The organism is Flavobacterium sedimenticola (assembly GCF_030053345.1).
Classification (GTDB): Bacteria; Bacteroidota; Bacteroidia; order Flavobacteriales; family Flavobacteriaceae; genus Flavobacterium; species Flavobacterium sedimenticola.
This window is the reverse complement of record NZ_JASGBP010000001.1, coordinates 319,486-338,476: the sequence shown is the minus strand read 5'-3', so window position 1 is coordinate 338,476 and position 18,991 is coordinate 319,486. Positions and strand designations below refer to the sequence as shown.

Annotated in this window: 17 protein-coding genes; 6 read left to right on the top strand and 11 right to left on the bottom strand. The window is 40.7% G+C overall.

All coding sequences use genetic code 11. The annotated features are described in order from the left end of the window. Positions 1 to 5: 5 nt before the first annotated feature. Both QHT84_RS01435 and QHT84_RS01430 read left to right on the top strand, forming a co-directional pair. Complete coding sequence (locus QHT84_RS01435) at positions 6 to 977, top strand: DUF4837 family protein (RefSeq protein ID WP_283237755.1); 972 nt, start codon at positions 6 to 8, stop codon at positions 975 to 977. Between the two features lie 3 nt (positions 978 to 980). Continuing rightward, a complete protein-coding gene (locus QHT84_RS01430) occupies positions 981 to 1,427 on the top strand; it encodes a GNAT family N-acetyltransferase (RefSeq protein WP_283237754.1) in 447 nt (148 codons plus the stop codon). Here QHT84_RS01430 and QHT84_RS01425 read toward each other — a convergent pair whose 3' ends face one another. The 10 genes from QHT84_RS01425 to QHT84_RS01380 form a co-directional block, all read right to left on the bottom strand. Then, on the bottom strand, positions 1,428 to 2,240 hold the full coding sequence (locus tag QHT84_RS01425; RefSeq protein ID WP_283237753.1) for an OmpA family protein: 813 nt from the start codon (positions 2,238 to 2,240) through the stop codon (positions 1,428 to 1,430). A gap of 1 nt (position 2,241) precedes the next feature. Further along, complete coding sequence (locus QHT84_RS01420; RefSeq protein ID WP_283237752.1) at positions 2,242 to 3,879, bottom strand: S41 family peptidase; 1,638 nt, start codon at positions 3,877 to 3,879, stop codon at positions 2,242 to 2,244. A 2-nt stretch (positions 3,880 to 3,881) separates the two neighbouring features. Next, a complete protein-coding gene (locus tag QHT84_RS01415) occupies positions 3,882 to 4,751 on the bottom strand; it encodes a DUF4349 domain-containing protein (RefSeq protein WP_283237751.1) in 870 nt (289 codons plus the stop codon). Positions 4,752 to 4,816: 65 nt separating this feature from the next. Beyond that, positions 4,817 to 5,200, bottom strand: coding sequence for a ribonuclease P protein component (rnpA, locus tag QHT84_RS01410; RefSeq protein WP_283237750.1), 384 nt, complete (start codon positions 5,198 to 5,200; stop codon positions 4,817 to 4,819). Between the two features lie 5 nt (positions 5,201 to 5,205). Further along, entirely contained in the window at positions 5,206 to 5,619 is a 414-nt protein-coding gene (locus tag QHT84_RS01405) for a hypothetical protein (protein WP_283237749.1), read from the bottom strand. 74 nt (positions 5,620 to 5,693) lie between these two features. Next, positions 5,694 to 7,571, bottom strand: a complete 1,878-nt coding sequence (locus tag QHT84_RS01400) for a M1 family metallopeptidase (protein ID WP_283237748.1) — start codon at positions 7,569 to 7,571, stop codon at positions 5,694 to 5,696. A gap of 45 nt (positions 7,572 to 7,616) precedes the next feature. Beyond that, positions 7,617 to 9,194 carry a S8 family peptidase gene (locus tag QHT84_RS01395; RefSeq protein WP_283237747.1) on the bottom strand — a complete coding sequence of 526 codons (1,578 nt, stop codon included), beginning with the start codon at positions 9,192 to 9,194 and terminating at the stop codon, positions 7,617 to 7,619. Positions 9,195 to 9,337: 143 nt separating this feature from the next. Next, the gene (locus tag QHT84_RS01390; protein WP_283237746.1) at positions 9,338 to 11,767 is read right to left on the bottom strand and encodes an outer membrane beta-barrel family protein; all 2,430 of its coding nucleotides are present in this window, start codon (positions 11,765 to 11,767) and stop codon (positions 9,338 to 9,340) included. A 54-nt stretch (positions 11,768 to 11,821) separates the two neighbouring features. After that, complete coding sequence (locus QHT84_RS01385; protein ID WP_283237745.1) at positions 11,822 to 12,250, bottom strand: MarR family winged helix-turn-helix transcriptional regulator; 429 nt, start codon at positions 12,248 to 12,250, stop codon at positions 11,822 to 11,824. Positions 12,251 to 12,374: 124 nt separating this feature from the next. Beyond that, positions 12,375 to 13,232 (bottom strand): MBL fold metallo-hydrolase, encoded by an 858-nt coding sequence (locus tag QHT84_RS01380; RefSeq protein WP_283237744.1) that lies wholly within the window; start codon positions 13,230 to 13,232, stop codon positions 12,375 to 12,377. Between the two features lie 141 nt (positions 13,233 to 13,373). Here QHT84_RS01380 and QHT84_RS01375 point away from each other — a divergent pair, with 141 nt between their 5' ends. The 4 genes from QHT84_RS01375 (at position 13,374) to sufD (ending at position 17,333) form a co-directional block, all read left to right on the top strand. Next, positions 13,374 to 13,703 carry a HesB/IscA family protein gene (locus QHT84_RS01375; protein ID WP_283237743.1) on the top strand — a complete coding sequence of 110 codons (330 nt, stop codon included), beginning with the start codon at positions 13,374 to 13,376 and terminating at the stop codon, positions 13,701 to 13,703. An 8-nt stretch (positions 13,704 to 13,711) separates the two neighbouring features. Further along, positions 13,712 to 15,160 carry a Fe-S cluster assembly protein SufB gene (sufB, locus tag QHT84_RS01370; protein WP_283237742.1) on the top strand — a complete coding sequence of 483 codons (1,449 nt, stop codon included), beginning with the start codon at positions 13,712 to 13,714 and terminating at the stop codon, positions 15,158 to 15,160. Positions 15,161 to 15,189: 29 nt separating this feature from the next. Then, a complete protein-coding gene (gene sufC / locus QHT84_RS01365; RefSeq protein ID WP_283237741.1) occupies positions 15,190 to 15,942 on the top strand; it encodes a Fe-S cluster assembly ATPase SufC in 753 nt (250 codons plus the stop codon). 74 nt (positions 15,943 to 16,016) lie between these two features. Beyond that, on the top strand, positions 16,017 to 17,333 hold the full coding sequence (gene sufD, locus QHT84_RS01360) for a Fe-S cluster assembly protein SufD (RefSeq protein ID WP_283237740.1): 1,317 nt from the start codon (positions 16,017 to 16,019) through the stop codon (positions 17,331 to 17,333). Between the two features lie 169 nt (positions 17,334 to 17,502). On the opposite strand, the gene QHT84_RS01355 is transcribed toward sufD, so the two are convergent. Next, positions 17,503 to 18,864, bottom strand: coding sequence for a serine hydrolase domain-containing protein (locus QHT84_RS01355; RefSeq protein ID WP_283237739.1), 1,362 nt, complete (start codon positions 18,862 to 18,864; stop codon positions 17,503 to 17,505). Positions 18,865 to 18,991: the final 127 nt, after the last annotated feature.

Genomic DNA, 18,991 nt, shown 5'->3' with positions numbered 1-18,991 from the left:
CGATCATGAATAAAACCCTTTTTTTATGGCTTTTTGTCACGTTTTTAGTGAGTTCTTGTTCGTTTAAAAAGGACAAGCTTACCGACGATTCTACAGCCGCCATCAATACCATTGCGGTGATTATAGATGATCAATTGTGGAACAGCGAGGTAGGCGACAGTATTCGAAATAAACTGGCCTCGCCGGTTTTGGGTTTGCCTCAGGAAGAACCGCTGTTTACCATCAATCAATATCCGGTGAAACTTTTTGAAGGGTTTTCCACCGATACCAGAAACATCATCATTGTCAAAAAGGAGAATGAAACCAAGTTTGAAATCAAAGAGAACGAATTCGCTTTGCCACAAAACACCATTCATATTTCGGGGAAAACAGTAGCCGAAATTCTCGAGATTCTAGAAGAAAACGCGCCACGGATTATTCAAAAAATGCGCGCGGTCGAAATCGCGCAAAACCAAAAAATCTTTCGTGACTCTTTGTTGAATACCCAAAAAATCCAAAAAAAGTTCAACATCGACATACTGGTGCCTTCGAAGTACGAATACGTGATGCGACGCAAAAATTTCATTTGGCTTAAAAGCGAAATTACCAGCGGCAACACCAGTTTAATTATCTACCAAGTTCCGTACAGCGCCATACACAATGGGAGTGCCGTAAGTGATATCGTGAGAACGCGCGATTCTATCGGCAGAAAATTTATTCACGGATCGGTTTACGGTACCAAAATGGTTACAGAAGAAGCCTATTCGCCGTATTTTTCCAAAACCATGTTGGCCGGGCGAAAAGCTTTTGAAACCAAAGGAACCTGGCAAATGAAAAACGATTTCATGTCGGGTCCGTTTATCAATTACGCCATTTTCGACAAAGCCAATAAGAGAATACTGGTACTCGAAGGATTTTGTTACGCGCCTTCAAAGGAGAAGCGCGATTTAATGTTTGAATTGGAATCGATGATTAAATCCATTCAATTTAAAAAATAGCCTATGAATTTAGAATGGAAAATAAAGCGATTTGAGGCACTTTCGACCCAAGAGCTATACGAAATACTACAGCTGCGAAGCGAAGTCTTTGTCGTGGAGCAAAATTGCGTGTATCAGGATATCGACGGCAAAGATCAAAAAGCCCTTCACGTAATCGGAGAAGACAACGGAACCATCGTGGCGTATGCCCGGTTGTTTAAACCCCATGATTATTTCAACGAAGCCTCCATCGGCCGGGTCGTGGTCAAAGAAAGTTATCGGGATAAAAAATTAGGACATGTCTTGATGCGCGAGGCCATTCAGGTGATTAAATCGCATTTTGATCAAAGAAAAATCACCATATCGGCGCAATTGTATCTGAAGCGATTTTATGAAAGCCACGGATTCATCCAAATTAGCGAAACGTATCTCGAAGACGATATTCCGCACATCCGCATGAAAAAAGACTGATTACACTTTGGAAATCACCAATTCTACCCTACGGTCGTATTCGGCACCTTTGCCCAGAGGAACCGTATTGCCGTAGCCTTTAAACGTCATTCGTTCTTTAGCGATTTTTTTCCAAATGAGGTATTTGTATACGGCTTGCGCTCGGTTGGTAGACAATTGTCTTTTTTTGGTGTCCATATCAATGGCCTCTTTTTGAAATGGCGGGGTACAACACACATGGCCTTGAATCTCAAAATTCAGGTTTTTATACTTGTGCAACAGTTTGGCCAGTTTGTCTAATTCGGTTTTGGTTTTGAACGTCAGTTTACTGCTGCCGCGCTCAAAAAGCACATTATCGAGATAAATGTGATCGCCTACGATGTGTTTCTTTTGAATGGAATTGTAATACCCCGGAATCTCAATTTTGGGCAACGGTTTCAAATTGAGTACTACGTCTACACGTCGGTTTTTAGAACGCTTTTCGGGTAAATTTTCAACAATATCATCATCAATCAAAATTCTTCCTTTTCCTTCAATGGTGACAATAACTTTGCTTGTGATACCGCTTTCGATAAATTTATTCTGAATGGCTGTGGCTCTTTTCGTCGAAAGTTTGTAGTTGTACGCTTCCTTCCCCACATCATCGGTATATCCGAAAATTTGAATCGATTCGATTCGGGTCGAATCGGTTTTTTTGATAAAATCAACCACATCTTTCGCTTGCGCTTCGGTTAGGGTATATTTATCAAATTCGAAGTACACCGAGTGAACCACTTCTTCTTGTGCGTGCATCCATCCGATGATTAAAAAAGGCAGGTATTTTAGAAACTTCATATTAAATTTTTAGAATTTTTTGGTATTCGGTCGTATTGTTAAGGACTTCCACGGCTCTTTTAATCTCAAGGTTGTTTTTGGTGTAATACTGATACAAGCCTTCTTTGTATTGATAGCGCTTGATGATTTCGTCTAAAATCAAATTTTTGATTTCTTTTTGATTTTTATCAATCAAAATCTCTTCGCTTTTTTGAACGGCAGCCATTAACTGTTGGTATTCTCCGGAAATGGCACTATCTACATTTTCTTTTTTGGCTTTTTCTAAGGTGTTTTTGAGCGCCAGCTCGGTTTCGGTGTTGAACTCAATTTTCTCCCGTTTTAAAAAGGCTTTAAAATCGGCAAAATCAGCATCGGTTAGCGTTGGAATTTTATCGCCTAAATTCGGGTTTTTGTAATAGTAGTAGGTCACGTATCTGAAAATCCCGTCATTCTTTTGTAGCGCTTCGGCTATGGTACTGGTTTTGGTTTCTTCAATTTCTACATCGGGCAGAATGCCGCCGCCGTCAAAAACAGGACGTCCCTTTTTGGTTTTAAAAGCGTTATAGTTTTTCTCTTCAGTACGTGTGGCCTTTCCGTTTTTATCTTTTTTGTTGTAATTCAATGCCTGAATACAACGTCCGGATGGCGTGTAATAGCGCGATATGGTCACTTTTACCTGAGTGCCGTAAGTCATGTCGATCGGGCGTTGTACCAATCCTTTCCCGAAACTGCGACTGCCTACAATAACGGCGCGATCCAAATCTTGCAAAGCGCCTGAGACAATTTCAGAGGCCGAAGCACTTTTTCCGTCTACAATCACCACCAACGGGATTTCGGTATCAATCGGTTCTCGGGTGGTTTTATAGGTGTTGTTGTATTTTTCGTTTTTCGATTTGGTGGTCACTATGATTTCCCCTTTCGGAACAAATAAATTACAAATGTTCACGGCTTCATTTAACAAACCGCCCGGATTGCCGCGAAGATCGAGAACAATTTGTGTGGCGCCGTCGGCTTTGAGTTTTTCTAAGGCTTCTCGGGTTTCGGAAGATGCTTTTTTGTTAAACTGCGTCAACACGATATACCCGGTCTTGTTGTCAATTTTCCCAAAAAACGGCACCGCTTTCACGTCTACTTCGTCCAGAATCAATTGGGTGTTCATGGGTTTCCCTTGACGCAGGTATTTGATGTCGATTTTGGTGTTTTTAGCACCTTTTAACAGCTGCGAGGCATCATCTTTAAAATCGGACAAAAGCACATCGCCAATCTGAATAATTTCATCGCCGGCCTTGAGTCCGGCCTTATCCGCCGGAAAACCTTTGTAGGGCTCTTTGATGATTAATTTATCTTCCTTACGGGTAATCATCGCGCCAATTCCGGTGTATTCCCCGGTGTTGTTTATTTTAAACTTGATGACATCCTGCTCATTAAAATAATTGGTATACGGATCCAAATCGGTCAACATACTTTTGATGGCTTTATCCATCATTTCCGAGGGATTGGTTTCATCAACATAGTTTTGATTGACGGTTTTGAATAAGGTAGTGAAGATTTCAATTTGTTTTGAAATCTCGAAAAAGTCATCTTTGAAACTTACTCCGATAAAGAGAAACACACTCAGTACCGCGGTGATGACATATCGTTTTTTAAATCGTGACAGCATTTTTATTTATTTTTTCTTTTCCAACGTTTTCTGATCCAGAAAATCAGAACAACTAAAGTAATCATTACGGGCCAATTTTCGATAATTGCGATGAAGAAATTTGAAATTCCGTTAAATCCTTCTATCAAGGCGTTACCGATTCGTCCGCCATACGAAACCGTGGCTTTTCGTCCGGCAGCAACCGGTTTGTAAAATTGAATATCCAGCGTACTCATTGCCACTCTGTTTTGAAGATAGCGAAGGCGCCCTTCTTTGGCTTCGATTTCTTCTCGAATTTCCGAAAGTTGTCCCTCAATTTCGAGCATTTCCGAAACCTTATTGGCTTTTTTCAACAATTCCAAATAGCGTTGCTCCAGCGCTTTTTTGGTTTTTATCCGAGAAGCCACATCGATGTATTCTTCGGTAACATCTTCTGAGGTAATTTCTTTTTGATCGAAGTATTTTACGCCTTTCGAAATATCGGCAATAAAAGCATCAAAATACTGATTCGGGATTCTGACATTGAGGTTCCGACTCAACTCGTAATCGTTATTTTGTTGCGAATCGTTTTTGATGATTGCTTGGTATTTTTGGACAGCTGCTTTGATTTGAACGTAACTTTCGTCTAAATCATCGGTTTGAAAACGCAATCGCCCTGATTTGATGATTTTGGTTTCGCTACTTTCCGGTTTAGGAGGCGTTTCAACAAGCATGGCCATATCTTCTTTTCGGTCATAGTTGTTGGCGTCATCGTAGACTTCCGCTGCCGCTACAGCAGTGGTGTCGGCCGCTGCGTCCACATAGGAGACGCTTTTGGCCGGTGAACCGGCTTCTTCTTTACAGGAAGAAAAAAACAAAATCAATACAGCAAAAAACAGGGTTAGCGCTTTCATAATAAAGAGTTTAGAATAGTAAACGCAGATAACCGCTCATTTATTGTGTAGTAAAAGGGATAAGACTAAGGGTTTTCCTGACGGATAGTTTTGCCGAATTTCTCAAAAAGTTGTTTTGTTTTTTCTTCGACTTCCTGATACGACAGCCTGTCGGCGGTTTGGTATAAAAACATGAAGCAGTATTTTTGATCCAAATGCGCCAAAAGTTGCGACTTGTTCAAACGATAACATTCGCGTAAAACGCGTTTGTAATAGTTGCGATCGACGGCTTTTTTAAAATGTTTTTTGGAGACCGAAACGCCCATTTTCAGCGGCACGTCATCTTCGAAATCATGGGCGATGTATACCAATCGCAACGGGTATTTTCCCACCGATTTACCTTCTGTAAACAACAAATCGATGATTTTTTTACTCTTGAGTTTTTCCGCTGCAGGATAGGATTGATTCATTATCCTCAATTGACATTGTAGATATTATACACAAATTTGACCTCGTTGTAGTTGATGTAAATTTGCATGCGGTTGTTTTCTTTTTTCTTGGTGATGATGAAAATGTTGCACTTCGAAAACTTGTTATCCATACATTCAAACGGCACGATATTGACCTCTTCGTTGTCTTCAATTTCTCCGTAACTCAAAATTTTAAACGATTGCACTTCGGCCGAATTGATGACGATTAAATCCTTTTTGGCATCGAGTGTAATCAATACATTCGCATTAACAAAATCAGACCATTCGTTCCAGGAACCGTCACTCTTTTTATCGGTAAAACTCACACTGCTGCTTTTAAAGCGAATGGGTTGTGACGAGGCTTTTTGAAAACCGAAATTCAGAGCAATCAGAAGAAATAGAAAGCGTAGTTTTCTCATGGTAAAAAATATTTGTGGTAAAGCTACAAATTCTATTCCATAAAAAAAGCGAACGGTACCGTTCGCTTTTTGTGTTACCGGGTTTCAAAAACATTGTTGTTTCTTTTCACATCGGCCATGAGTCCGCTAGGATCCAACGTTATTTTTTTGATGCTGTTTTTCGGTTTGTTAACCGAAAACTGATACGTTGGAAATGCCCAAGCCCAATCGGACAAAACCGTGCGTTTGAGTGTCGGATTCGGATTTTCCTTTTCAAAATGCATCATGCGCAACGGAACGTAAAAGCTTTCTTTACTGCCATCGGTATATTCTACTAAAACATCCATCGGCATCGGCATTCTCCCGATTCGTTCCAAAGTAATGTTGGTGGTGTTTTCGGTACCATTTACTTCTTTAATACCGTAATCAATGGTGTTGGTGGTTTGTGTCCAATCGGTAAGATACCAATCCAGTTGCGCACCTGAAACTCTTTCGGCGGTACGCTTGATGTCGTTAGGCGTGGGATGTTTGAATTTGAAATCACTATAGTAGCGTTTCAGGGTTTTAGTCACGTTGTCTTTCCCAATAAGATATATCAGTTGCGCTAAAAAAACTTCGCCTTTACTGTACGATGCGATGCTGTAGGAACGATTCAAATCGTAGCGGTCGCCATGGGTAGAAAGAGGTTGCTCTTTGCCCGAATTTGCCAAATCGATATAACTTTTGTAGGCACCCGCAAAAGGATTGTCGGCTTTTTTCTCGGCCAATTCATTCATCACATCATCTTCAATAAAGGAAGTAAAACCTTCGTCCATCCAAGGATGTTTACTTTCGTTGGAAGCCAATACCTGTTGAAACCACGAATGTCCGAATTCATGAGCAATCAAGCCTACAAAGCCATTGAGTTTTCCTTCGCCCAAAACCAAAGTACACATGGCGTATTCCATACCGCCATCGCCACCCTGAATAACCGAATACTGCTCATACGGATATTTTCCTACTGTGGTATTGTAATATTTTAGAATTTGAGCCGTAAGCGGCTGGGCTTTTTTCCAGGTGTCAATAATGTCCGGATTGTTTTTGTATAAAAAATGGAGCGTTACGCCTTGGTCGGTTTCCAGTTTGTCGTGTATGTAATTTTTATCGGCAGCCCAAGTAAAGTCGTGCACATTCGGCGCCCAAAAATGCCAGGTCAATGTTTTTTGTTTTTTAGGAATAACCACCGTTATGCCGTTGTCTTGGTAATTGTACCCGATTTCGTTTTTATTTTGCAAATAGCCGGTTCCGCCCAAAATATAATTTTTATCGATGGTAATTTTGACATCGAAATTGCCCCAAACACCATGAAATTCACGCGCGATGTATGGGTCGGCATGCCATCCTTCAAAATCAAATTCGGCTATTTTGGGATACCATTGTGCCATAGAAAGTTCAACGCCTTCTTTGTTATTGCGTCCGGAGCGACGAATTTGAACCGGAACTTGACCTTCAAAATCTAACGTTAACAAAGTAGATTTTCCAGGGAGTAAGGGTTGCACCAAATCAACTTCCATAACCGTTCCGGCTACTTTGGTTTGTGTAAGAACACCGTCTTGCTTGCAATTGGACACGTTTAAATATCCTATTTCATTGGGTTTGAGTTTGGCAATGCGACTCTCGTTGATTTCCTTGTTATCGGCACTTTTGGTTTTGATACACATGCGCGCATCCGGATCGGCAATCGCCTTAATTCGGGCATCCATTTCGCTACCGGGTTGAAAAGCATTGTTGTACAAATGGTAGTATACTTTTCGCAAGGTATCGGGCGAGTTATTCGTGTACACCAATTCTTGTTTGCCTTTGTATTGGTAATTCTTGACGTCCATTACAACGTCCATTTTGTAATCTGCTTTTTGTTGCCAATAACTTGTGGATTGCGACAAACCAATGGCTGAAAAAGCGAAAGTCGAGATAAGAAGAGCTGTTTTTTTCATTTTCCAAAAATAAAAAAAGGAAGGTTAACCTTCCTTTTGAAGCGATTATAATTTAGGCTCCTTTGTCATGGTCGCCGACAAGGTCTCGGCCATTTTTAGAGCGTTGTAGGCATTAACTATTTTACCCGAAACAGAGGCTTTTGAAAAAGGACGTTTTTCACCTTTTTCACCTAAATTGACCTCAAAATCCATCGGCGTACCCGATTGCATGATGATTTGCTTTACTTGAGCGGCTTTTAAATTAGGATAATACGAGCGAATTAACGCGGCAACACCGGCCACATTGGGTGAAGCCATCGAAGTACCCTGCTGGAATTTTTCTTTGTGATGGTCTACCGTGGCATAAATGCGTACGCCGGGCGCAAATACATCAACATTATCTGTCCCGTAATTTGAAAAAGAAGCGACCATTTTTTCGCCGTAATTGTAGTTAATGGCGCCTACTTTAATCACGTTGTTGACCAATTCGTTTTTTTTGTCGGCGGTATCTTCGGGATAATTGGGTTCCACATCAACATCTTTTCCATCATTTCCGGCCGCTAAAACAATAAGCACATCTTTACTTTCGGCATACTTCATGGCCTCCCAAACCCATTCTTTATGCGGCGAATAATCTTTACCGAAACTTCCATTGATGACTTTGGCACCGTTGTCTACCGCATAGCGAATGGCCAGCGCAATGTCTTTGTCGTATTCGTCTCCATTAGGGACTGCTCTGACCGGCATGATTTCGACGTTCACTGCGATACCATCACCGCCGATACCGTTGTTGCGAACTTGGGCAATGATACCCGAGACATGTGTCCCGTGAGGAGAATCTTTGCGTTCTTTAGAGTAGACGATATTGTTGCCGTATTTTTTGTCCTTGATGTCTTCAACATTATCACCTACTATTTTTCTGCCGTCAAATTCTTTGTTTAAATTATAGTTCAATTTGCCGTAGACATAATCTTTAAATTCTTCTAAATCATCACGGAAATCTTTACCCCTGTCTTCGGCATAAGCCAGCATGATTTTTTTACTTTTAAACAGGTCGAATTTAACCGACGATATATTGTTTAAGTCTTCAACCGTATAATCGTCTTTTTTCAGGTGTTCACGAATCACTTTATCGGTATTAGCCAATAAATCAACCGTTTCTTTGTATGGGAAAACCTCTTGGTACTCAGCTTCATATTCTTTTTGTGCTTTTTTGTACATCTCGGTTCCGTCATCTCCTTTTCTGAGGTAGCGCACCAACTCTAACGTTTCATTGTTGGAATCTCCCAAAAAATTCCATCCGTGCACATCGTCAACATAACCGTTTTTATCATCGTCTTTCTTGTTGTTCGGAATTTCTTTTTTGTTGGTCCAAATAATGGGTTTCAAATCGGGATGACTAATATCAACTCCCGAGTCGATGACACCCACTACGATTTTGGCTCCTTTTTTGTCTTTTAGAAGCTCGGTATAGGCCTTATCTACACTCATTCCCGGAATCGAATCTCTCTCTAAATCGAGATGACTCCAACGCTTTTCCTGTTCTTCCGTAAGCGGTGCTTTTTTAGTTAACTGCACTTGAGAGGTCTGCGCCCAGACGCCCAATGATAGCAGTAACAGCGCATAAGAAAACAACTTCTTCATAGTAATTTGAATTTAGTAAGTGTGTAAAAATAAAGTCTTTTGTAAAAAAGGCTCTCAGGATTAACAATATTTTAGGCATCATTATAAAAAACTTCGGAAAAGGAATCTTTCCGAAGTTTTAAAGTTTGTTACGAAACAAGGAACTAACCGTTTCCGTTTCCGGCTCTTTGTTTGATGTCTTCCGCACCTCCGGTTCGCCGAGGTTGCGAATTTCCGTTTCCGAAATTATAGGTAAAAGTCAGCATGACATTTCTGGAATCGCGAGAAACCGCAAACCTTTCGGTGTAATTGGTGAAAGTGTTGGAAGCCCTGATGTTATTGGTGAAAAATAAGTCGTTAACCGCTAAACGTAAAGTGGCTTTTTCAAATTTTTTCTGTACACCCAAGTTCAAAAACCAAACCGGTTTTAAATCCAAGAAAGCATAAATCTGACTGCTTCTGTAATTGGCAGAGAGTTCGCCCGAAAACCCGTTTCCGAATTTGAAATTATTGGTCGTGTTGAAATCGTAGGCAAAGTTGCTTTGGCTGTTTAGCGCCGTTCCGGATACATTTCCGGAGAAAGAATTCAAGTTAAAATTCAAGGTGTTATTGTTGGTCCACCATTTGGTGATTTCAAATGGAATAATCGTGTTCAAACCCCAAGTAGTCACGGTATTCAAATTTTTATTGGTTTGTACCGTGGCTTGGTTGTTATCTTCGGAAGGCATAATAACCTGGGTGATATTGTTGGTCGTTTGTGAATAGCTTAGGGTGGTGTATATCTTTTTGTTAAGTACGTGCGTCAACTCGAACGAATTTGTGGTTTGCGGACTCAAATACGGATTTCCCTCTTCGTACGTTGTCGGATCCAAGAAGAATTTAAACGGATTCAATTGGTCGTAACTCGGCCGGGTAATTCGTCGGCTGTAATTGAATTCCAGGCTATGGTTTTCGCTGACGGTGTAACCCACAAAGGCACTTGGAAAAAGTTGGGTATAACTGTTTTTAAAAGATTGATCGCCTACGCGCTGTTCACCGTCGATGTTGGTGTTTTCAATACGCAATCCCAAATTGGTTTTCCATTTCCCAAACTCTTTGGAAGCAATTAAATAGGCTGCATTGATGTTTTCTTTGTAGATGAAATGATTGCTTTTTGTTTCATCCAACACCGGACTGCCCGAACTCCAGTCGTAAAACGTAAGTTCGTTATCCGATTTGACATAAGTCGATTTTAATCCGGATTCCAGTTTCACTTTGTTTCTAAAAGTAGTCGTGAAATCGGTTTTAAGCCCGATTACATTCAACTCGCCTTTGATGTTTCCTTCTAAGATATATGGATTTTGGAATTCTACACCGTCTAAATCATAGTAGCGCGTGGTGAAATCTTGGTCGTTTCGGTTCCCGTAATTGGCCCAGTCGAAATCGGTGTTGAGTTCGGTACCAAGAGAGTCGATTTTGACTTTATGGTTCAAATTGACGGCATAATTTTCCCATTGATTGTTGGCTTTGTTTTTGGTTTCAAAGCTCGATACCAAAGAGTTGGTGTTGTCGTACACATCCGACACATTGCTACCCGTTGGATTAAATTTGTTGTTCACCACGTTGGCCAAAAGACTAAAAGAGTGTTTTTCATTGGCTAAATAGTCAATCCCGAATCGTCCGGTATGGTTTTTCAATTGCATTTTTAAAAAATTAGTTTGATCGTAGGCACCCGTGAATACGTTGTCTTCGTAAAATTTGCGGTCCAATTTCAAATCGTTAAAACCCTCGCGATATGCAAAGCCGTAGTTCCCGAAAACATTCCATTTTTCCGTACGATGGTTTAGGGAAACATTGTTGCCGTTTTTGAAATACCTGCCCGAGCCGTTGGATAGTGAAATGCTGCCGTTAGTGCCTTTTCGTTTGCTTTTTTTCATCTTGATGTTGATGATGGCTGTTCCGGCTGCATCGTATTTTGAGCCCGGATTGGTAATGAATTCAATTTTATCAATGCTTTCTGCCGGAATGCCTCGAAGGTAATCGGCTAAGTTGGAGCCCGACATTTGCGTAGGCTTTCCGTCAATTTGAATTTGTATGCCCGATTTACCTCTCAGGCTAATGTTGTCGTTGTTGTCGATGGCTACACTGGGTGCTTTTTCCAAGAGTTCGAAGGCTGTGCTCCCCGAAGAACCAATGGAACTGTCCACATTCATAATCATTTTTCCGTCTTGTCGTTCGATGAATTTTTTCGCCTTGGTGATGACAACCTCTTTTAAGTTTTCGGAAGGATTAGCCAATTCAATTTCGGGAATGGCATAGTCCGAAGTCGCGTTGAATGAAGCGCTGTTGTGAAGGATTTTACCGTTTTCTTCAACGGTTACGTAATAGGTTCCCGGCGCAATATTTTCAAAAACAAATTTCCCCGTTTGTTCTGCAGCCTCGGTTTTGATTAACTGTTCGTTTTCTTTGGCATACAGATAAACCAAAAGGTTTTCCGGGGAAATGGTAGCCGTTTTTTTTAGTTGCCCTGTTATGGAGATTTTCTCGTTTTGAGCAAACGCCGATTGATAACCATTGAGCCAAAAAAGCCCAATGAAAATTAGGATTGATTTCATGTTACTGTTCGTTTTAATTGATGATTTGATTGATGATGATTTTAGCCTTAATGACTATGGGCAATTGTCGATGATTTTATTAAGTGTTTGATACATGTTTTGCAATTCCGATTCACTAACGCCTTTTAGAGCCACTTTTCGGTTTTGCTGAACCAAACTCTGCACACTTTGAATGATGTCTCTTCCGTTTTCAGTTACTTCTAAGCTGGTTTTTCTTCTGTCCGTTTCATGGGTGTTTCGCCTTAAATATCCGGATTGAACCAAAATTTCAATGATTCTGGTCACCGAAGCGTTGTCTTTAAATACAACGGCTGCTATTTCTTGTTGCGGCATTCCCGGATTTTCCAAAATAGCCTTAATCACCAACCACTGGTCTACTGATATTTTGTACCCTTGGGTTTTTAATTGTCTTTGTGCAAACATTCGGTAAGAGCGAATGGCTTTGTCTATTTTGTAAAAAATGATGTCGTCTAATTTCTCCATGTTTTAAATTCATTTCAGGACAAAAATATAAATGATTTATCAATATTTGACATATCAAATAAAAATTAACAAAAAATTAGCAGCTTTTCAACCAATTAGGGCACCAAAACAGCACTAAAATAGATTAAAAAAGATCTTCTGTTTTAAAAATCTCTTTCAATCGAACTCCTTTTTCGGTGTTCTCCACTGTTACAATTGGGTTGTGCGCATCGTGCTCTAACCACAAATAATAATTATTAGCGGCTGCGGCATTTAAAAACGTTGCTTTTTCGGACATGGTCAATAATGGTCGAGTATCATAACCCATTACATAAGGTAAGGGTAAATGTCCGGCAGTCGGAATTAAATCGGCGCAAAAAACGATAGTTTTGTCTTGGTACTGTATGTGAGGAATCATCATTTTTTCGGTATGACCGTCAACATAAAAAATGCCAAAACCTAATTCTTCCGAAATCCCGAAATCGCCTTCGGGTCTTTTGATAAAATGCAATTGTCCGCTTTCCTGCATCGGCAGGATATTTTCGGTAAGAAAAGAGGCTTTCTCACGCACATTGGGTTTAGTAGCCCATTCCCAGTGGTTGTCGTTGGTCCAAAATTTGGCATTTTTAAATGCCACTTCGTAACCGGTTTTGGCTGCATTCCAATTCACGCTGCCACCACAATGGTCAAAGTGCAAATGCGTCATAAACACATCGGTCACATCGTCGCGATGAAAACCGTATTTCGCCAAAGATCCGTCTAAAGTAAAGTCGCCCCAAAGTGAATAATAACCAAAGAATTTTTCCGACTGTTTGTTGCCCATGCCGGTGTCAATTAAAATCAATCGGTTGCCGTCTTGAATCAGCATACATCGAGCCGCAATATCTATCAAATTATTGGCGTCTGCCGGATTAGTTTTGTTCCAGATGGTTTTAGGGACAACGCCAAACATGGCCCCGCCATCTAACTTAAAATTTCCGGCTTCAATGGGGTAAATCTTCATTTTGAATGTTTTTCACAAAAATACAGAATAAAAAATCATTTTTTTCTATCAAAAGATTAGTTATAAAAATGTTACTATAGTAGCTAAAACGGATAATTGTCTTAAATTTGCACATTAATTTAGACAAAATCAAAATAAGTCATGATAAAGGTTTCAGACACAGCGAGTAAAAAAATCGTTGAAATGATGAAAGAAGACGGCTTTGATGCAGCCAAAGATTACGTTCGTGTGGGCGTTAAAAGTGGTGGTTGCTCCGGATTGTCGTATGAGTTAAAGTTTGACAAAGCAATAGGTGAAAACGACAAGGTTTTTGAAGATAATGATGTCAAAATAGCCGTAGAAAAAAAATCATTCCTTTATTTGGCCGGAACCATTTTAGAATATTCCGGTGGTTTAAACGGAAAAGGATTTGTGTTTAACAATCCTAATGCATCAAGAACCTGCGGATGCGGGGAATCATTTTCTCTTTAGAAAAAAGTATGGCAAAGTATACAGAAGACGACTTAAAAGTCGAATTGGAAAATAAAGAATACGAGTACGGATTCTACACCGAATTAGAATCGGAGACGTTTCCTAATGGCCTTAACGAAGACATCGTCCGAGCGATTTCTCAAAAAAAAGAAGAGCCGCAATGGATGACCGATTGGCGTATTGAAGCCTTCAGAGCTTGGCAGGAAATGACCGAACCGGAATGGGCGAATGTGCATTACGAAAAACCCGATTTCCAAGCGATTTCCTATTATTCGGCTCCCAAAAAAGCCGACCCGAATAAAACCTTAGACGATGTGGATCCGGAACTTTTGGCGATGTACAAAAAATTAGGAATCTCCATTGATGAGCAAAAGAAAATGAACAACATCGCCATGGATATCGTGGTCGATTCGGTTTCGGTAGCGACCACTTTTAAAAAGACCTTGGCCGAAAAAGGTATCATTTTTATGAGTATTTCGGAAGCCATCAAAGAACATCCCGAATTGGTTCGAAAATATTTGGGTACTGTAGTACCTCAAAAAGACAATTTTTATGCGGCACTGAATTCGGCGGTTTTCTCAGACGGTAGTTTTTGCTACATTCCGAAAGGCGTTCGTTGCCCAATGGAATTATCCACCTATTTCCGCATCAATCAAGCCGGAACCGGGCAGTTCGAAAGAACCTTGGTGATTGCTGATGAAGGCAGTTATGTTTCGTATTTGGAAGGCTGTACGGCACCAAGTCGCGATGAAAACCAATTGCATGCTGCGGTGGTAGAATTGATCGCGTTAGACAACGCCGAAATCAAATACTCTACCGTTCAAAACTGGTATCCCGGAAACAAAGAAGGCAAAGGCGGTGTTTTCAATTTTGTAACCAAAAGAGGGTTGTGCGAGAAAAACGCCAAAATCTCCTGGACACAAGTAGAAACCGGTTCTGCTGTAACTTGGAAATATCCTTCTTGCGTCTTAAAAGGCGATAATTCGATTGGTGAGTTTTACTCGATTGCCGTAACCAATAATTTCCAACAAGCCGATACCGGAACTAAAATGATCCATTTGGGTAAAAACACCAAATCGACCATCATCTCCAAAGGAATCTCAGCCGGAAAATCACAAAACAGTTACCGTGGTTTAGTACAAATTGGTGCTCGTGCCGAAAATGCTCGTAACTTCTCGCAATGCGACTCGTTGTTGATGGGGAACAATTGCGGTGCACACACGTTTCCCTATATTGAAAGTAAAAACGCCACGGCTAAAATCGAACACGAAGCGACCACCTCTAAAATTGGGGAAGACCAAGTGTTTTATTGCAACCAACGCGGAATTCCAACCGAAAAAGCCATCGCATTAATCGTGAACGGTTTCAGCAAAGATGTGTTGAACAAACTGCCGATGGAATTTGCCGTAGAGGCACAAAAACTATTGGAGATTTCATTAGAAGGTTCGGTGGGATAATCATTAATCAGCATAAAACACATTCAAAAATGTTAAGCATAAAAAATTTACACGCTTCTGTTGAAGACAAAGACATACTAAAAGGTATCAATTTAGAAATTAAAGCCGGAGAAGTACACGCCATTATGGGACCCAACGGTGCCGGGAAAAGTACGCTTTCATCTATTATCGCCGGAAACGAAAATTACGAAGTGTCCGAAGGCGAAATCCTATTGGAAGGGGAAGATATTTCCGAATTGGCGCCCGAAGAAAGAGCGCACAAAGGCGTTTTCTTGTCGTTCCAGTATCCGGTAGAAATTCCGGGTGTTTCGGTGACTAATTTTATCAAAACAGCCATCAACGAAAAAAGAAAAGCCAACAATCAGGAAGAAATGCCGGCCAACGAAATGCTGAAACTCATCCGTGAAAAATCGGAATTGTTGGAAATGGACCGCAAGTTTTTATCGCGTTCGCTAAACGAAGGTTTCTCAGGCGGTGAAAAGAAGCGTAACGAAATTTTTCAAATGGCCATGTTAGAGCCGAAATTGGCGATTCTTGATGAAACGGATTCCGGTTTGGATATCGACGCCTTGCGTATTGTAGCTAACGGGGTTAACAAACTGAAAAACGAAAGCAACGCGGTATTAGTCATCACGCATTACCAACGTTTGCTGGACTATATCGTGCCCGATTATGTTCACGTTTTAATGGACGGCAAAATTGTAAAAACAGGTGGTGCCGATTTAGCATTAAAGTTAGAGGAAAAGGGATACGATTGGATCAAACAAGAGCAAGAAGCATAAAATTAGTTGGCAGTAGCAGTGTTCAGTTTGCAAAAACGTACAACCTGGAACTTACAACTTACAACTAAAATAAAATGGAATTAAAAGAAAAACTCATCTCGTCGTTCATGGCTTTCGAAGAACAAATTGATGTTCATTCGGACTTACATGATGTGCGAACAGCGGCCATAAAAAACTTTGAAGACAAAGGCTTTCCGACCAAGAAAGAAGAAGCTTGGAAATATACTTCCCTGAATGCGATTCTGAAAAATGATTATTCGGTATTTCCGAAACACGAAAATGCGGTTGAGTTTGCAGATGTGAAGAAATACTTCATGCACGAAATCGATACGCACAAAGTGATTTTTGTGGACGGTAAATTCGCCTCTTTTTTATCCAATACGACTCACGATGGTTTGGATGTTTGTTTGATGTCTTCTGCGCTGAACAAACCCAAATACAAAATGGTTATCGATGAGTATTTCAACAAAATAGCCAGTAAAGAGGAAAGCTTAACCAGCTTGAATACGGCTTTTGCCAACGAAGGAGCGTATATTAACATTCCGAAAAGCAAAGTAGTCGAGAAACCCATTGAAATCATTTATTTTTCTACCGGAAAAGAAAATGCGTTGATGGTACAACCGCGCAATTTGGTGATTGTAGGTGAAAATGCCCATGTGCAAATCATTGAAAGACACCAAAGTCTGAATGAAAATCCGGTATTAACCAATTCGGTTACTGAGATTTTTGCCCAAAAGCGCGCTATCGTGGACTACTATAAAGTTCAAAACGATTTGCCATCGGCGAACCTGATTGACAACACCTATATTTCACAAAAGCAGGAAAGTCGTGTTTCGGTGCATACGTTTTCATTTGGTGGCAACATCACAAGAAACAACTTGAATTTCTACCATTTCGGAGAACGCATCGATTCGACTTTAAAAGGAATTACCATCATCGGCGATAAGCAACATGTAGATCATTACACGTTGGTGCATCATGCAACGCCGAATTGCGAAAGCCATCAAAACTACAAAACCATTTTGGCCGACAGTGCGACGGGTGTTTTCAACGGTAAAATTTATGTGGAAAAAGAAGCGCAAAAAACCGATGCTTTCCAACAAAACAACAATATTTTGCTGGGCGACAAAGCCACAATTAACGCCAAACCGCAATTGGAAATTTTTGCCGACGACGTAAAATGTTCTCACGGGTGTACCATCGGACAGTTGGATGAAACGGCCATGTTCTACATGCAACAACGCGGTATTCCGAAGAAGGAAGCCAAAGCACTACTGATGTACGCCTTCTCTAACGAAGTCATCGAGAGCATCAAAATACCGGAGTTAAAACAGCGCATCACCAAAATCATTGCCACGAAATTAGGCGTAAATTTAGGATTCAATTTATAAAAATCAAGAGCGAATGGTTCGGGCATTCTTGTTGCCCTTATTCCCGCTTTTCACTACAATAAAAAAGCTTCCCAATCAGGAAGCCTTTTTTATTTTCATTACAAATGCGAAGCATTCACCGAACTCCAATTACAAATAAAAGCAAAGTGAGGTAATCGGGGCTAAATAGTTATTTTTTTGTGTTTTTGTTGTCTTTCTCCAAACTCGCCACAATCTCTTTTAAAAACCCGTTAAAATCGAATGCCTCACTCAATCCCATGCGAACCACCACCAGATTATGGCTCGGGAAAATAGCGACCATTTGTCCCTGATATCCGCTGCAATAATACATGTCCCTCGTCACGTCGGGGAATTTCCCCCCGGCATTCAACCAAAAATGAGCACCATACCGTCCGTCAGACGTTTGGGTTGGCGTGGCCACATAACGGGCCCAACTCGGGTCAAAAAGCTGTTCGCCGTTCCAATTCCCCTGTCGCAAATACAGCAACCCGAATTTGGCCCAATCCCGTGCCGAAGCCCAGCCATAAGAGGAACCGACAAAATTTCCGGCCATATCTACTTCTACCAAAGCCGATGTCATCCCTAATTTGTCAAACAAACTGTTGTACCAAAAATTTAAATACTCCTGATGGGTTTTGAATTGTTGTCGCAAAATTCCCGAGAGTAAATTAGAGGTTCCCGAAGAATAATTCCAGCTTTGGTTCGGTTTGCCTACAAAGGGTTTGTTGATTTGCGATTGTGCCATGTTTTCTTCCAAAAAAAGCATTTTTGTCACATCGGAAATCTTGGTGTAATCTTCTTCCCATTCCAAACCCGAATTCATGTGCAGCAAGTCGTTTAGGGTAATTTTTTTCCGCGCATCATTTTGCCATTCGGCTATGGGTGCGGGTTTCATAATGTCGATTTTCCCTTGTTTTTGCAAAATGCCAAAGTAGGTTGCTGTGATGCTCTTGGTCATTGACCATCCCAATATCTTAGAAGTCGCCGAAAATCCCGGGGCGTATTTTTCGGCTACCAAACGATCTTTGTACAACACCACTACGGCGCGGGTTCGTTTATTTTTCTCTGAATTGTTATCAAATGCATTTTCAACCGCTTTTTGCAATCGAACAGCGTCTATTTCAGCAAAAGTAGTATCCACCGGATGAGCATTGCCTAACGGATACGGCAGTTTGTTCTCTATTACGTTGCGTTGCGGCACTTCGAAAGGCGCTTTCGTATCGAAAGTGTCGTTAATTAGCGTTGCGCCTAAGCCTTCTCTGTAAATAGCCTTTCGCTCTTTAATGCCAAATACGCTGGAAACAGCAAACTTTTCTTCTGAATTCACGGTATTATCCGCCATACGAACCATCGGAATGTCGTTATCGCCTTTTTCAATAACAGCCAACGAACGGTGATCAATAAACGTACCCGATGCCACACTTTTTGCCGAAAAACCGGTCAGCATGTCGAGTTGCGGGTAAATCTGAACGCGGAAATAAATTAGTGCAATCAACACCAGAACAGCTAAAACTTTAAGAAACTTTTTCATGAAGCATAATTTTGAAGCAATTTATAAAATTTGAATTACATAACTCATTTGAATTCATTTAAGTTCTAAGTTTTCTTAGCGCCTTACAAACTTCAAAATCCATCCGAAAACAAATCATAAATATTCG